Here is a 1,969-nt window from a genome sequence, read left to right as displayed (position 1 = left end):
GTGCGCAGTTGCTCCGCACTGAGCCGCCCGCCCACGGCTGCCAGTTCCGGCCGATGGGGGGCGTCGCGCAAGGCGTCGTCGAGGATCTGCTCGTACTCCGGGCGGTCCTGGTTCAGCAGGTGCGGAGCTGAGTTCACAGTCCCTCCTCACCGATCGCCGGCCGCTGCCGCCATCGTGACGCGCCCGGGCCGTCGAAGCCAGGTCCCGTTCCGTCGGCCGGGCTCGGCGGGAGAGGGCTGTCCCCGGTCCGCGTGGGGTCGGGCAGTTGCGGCCGCTCTGCCGGGGCTTCGCCGCCCGCCGGCTCCGGGGTGCGCGCGTCCGCGGCCGGGAGCGGCGGTCCGGGCGAGGGCGTCGGCCGCGACGAGGCCGCCGGGGGCGTCGGGTTTGCGGAGGGTGCCGGGGCGGGCTCCGTCCGGAGCGGGGCAGCAGGCGGAGCTACGGGGGATGCGGCACTCGGCGCGCTGATGGCGCCGGGGGCATCAGCGCCGCCGCCCACCTCGGCAGCCACAGGGCCGCCGGCCTGCGCGACGGGCTCCGTCCCCGCGACCGGCGACCGCTCGCCCGTCACCGCTTCGTTGACCGTCTGGATGCGCCCGAGTTGGGTGAGCAGCATGGGGGCCGAAAGGCCGACGACCAGGGCGGCGTACGCACCGCTTATCTGTCCCGTGGTGCCGAACAGCACCGCGGCCCCGGCACCCATCACGCTGTGCACGACGGCGGCAGCCGTGTCGACGGCCGGGTCGAAGTACACCTGGAACTGCGGAGCTTCACCATGGGCCGCTCCTGACGCGGCCATCTGCCGATGCGCCCGGCGGTCGGCCTGCCAGGACACGAAACGGGTGTACACGTCCAGGGCCCCGCGCAACAGACCGCCCGCCGCCCCCAAAAGGATCAACGTCGGGACGTCCACGGTCTCCCCCGGGTAGCGGCGATGACGCCTGGGTGCGAGCTGACGGCCACGGGAGGAGCGTAGAGCCGGTCGGCGGCCGCAGGGAAGGCCCGACTCAGCTGCCGGCCATTCAACCCCAGCGCCTGAACGCCAGTGCGACGCCGGTGCTCCCTCGCCATCAGACCCCCGCCTGGGCCCGCGCCCTCCTGGAGCCGATCAGGCCGCCCCGCAGCTCACCTTCGACATCACCAGCCTCGCCCTGAACTTCCCCCGCTCCGGTGTCGCGCAGCTGCTCGGCATCAGCCGCAACACCGTCACCGCCCATCTGGGGCGTGTCCAAGACGCCCTCGGCCTGAACCTGCAGTGCCCTCGCGGCCGCGCCGGTCTCGCCCTGGCCCTGGCGGTCACCGACCTCCCCCGGCCGGAGAACAGAGCCGTATCCGAGCACGGGCCGCTGCCCTCGGCGGACGGCCTGCTGGCAGCGCAAGCGGCCACTCATCACACCATTCGCCAGAACCTGTGGGCCTGGATCGAGGCCGGCACCGACGCCCGGCAGACCGCCCGGAACCTCGGCATCAGCCGGGCCACCATGCGCGCCCGTCTGCTCGCCGCCGAACAACTCCTGGCGCAGCCTCCTGACCCCCCGGCCCCGGCACCCACGACCTGGTCCACGCATTGCGCATCGCAGACCGCGCCCCGTGAACAGCCGCAGCCCCTCGACTGCGCACCGTGGCCGCCCGCCGTCACGCCCGCTCCCATGTCTGTTTCACCCGACCGGTGATCTCGGATCCTGAGTCCCCAAGCGGCAGCCCATCTACCGGCCCTGAATGCTGGCGATCGGCAACTCGTGCTATTAGGCTGCGAGTTGCTCATTCGAGAACCGCAAGCACTGGCGACGTGTCCGATGGGGGCCAGCGCTTCCCTCTCAACAGGCAATGAGCACGATGAGTCTCTAATCGTCGCAGAGCCTCAGCAGGCCATCCGCAACCGGTGGTCGAGCTGAGGCTGCCCGCCGACTGGTCGACCACCTCCGTGAAGGGATCGACTGGTGAGGCTCACCTTCCCCGTCCAGGTACTTCT

2 protein-coding genes are annotated in these 1,969 nt (G+C 72.3%); one reads left to right on the top strand and one right to left on the bottom strand.

What is annotated here, in order from left to right; genetic code table 11:
• Window positions 1–133 precede the first annotated feature (133 nt).
• Window positions 134–910 (bottom strand): hypothetical protein, encoded by a 777-nt coding sequence (locus ACQKIP_RS46155; protein WP_365856802.1) that lies wholly within the window; start codon window positions 908–910, stop codon window positions 134–136.
• Window positions 911–1,079: 169 nt separating this feature from the next.
• On the opposite strand from ACQKIP_RS46155, the gene ACQKIP_RS46150 reads away from it, so the two are divergent.
• Window positions 1,080–1,670, top strand: coding sequence for a helix-turn-helix domain-containing protein (locus ACQKIP_RS46150; RefSeq protein WP_365857132.1), 591 nt, complete (start codon window positions 1,080–1,082; stop codon window positions 1,668–1,670).
• The last annotated feature ends 299 nt before the right edge of the window (window positions 1,671–1,969 follow it).

The sequence above is a fragment of the Streptomyces sp. NPDC059900 genome, from assembly GCF_050270335.1.
GTDB lineage: Bacteria > Actinomycetota > Actinomycetes > Streptomycetales > Streptomycetaceae > Streptomyces.
The sequence above is the reverse complement of the archived record's forward strand: the minus strand, read 5'-3'. Positions and strand labels throughout refer to the sequence as shown.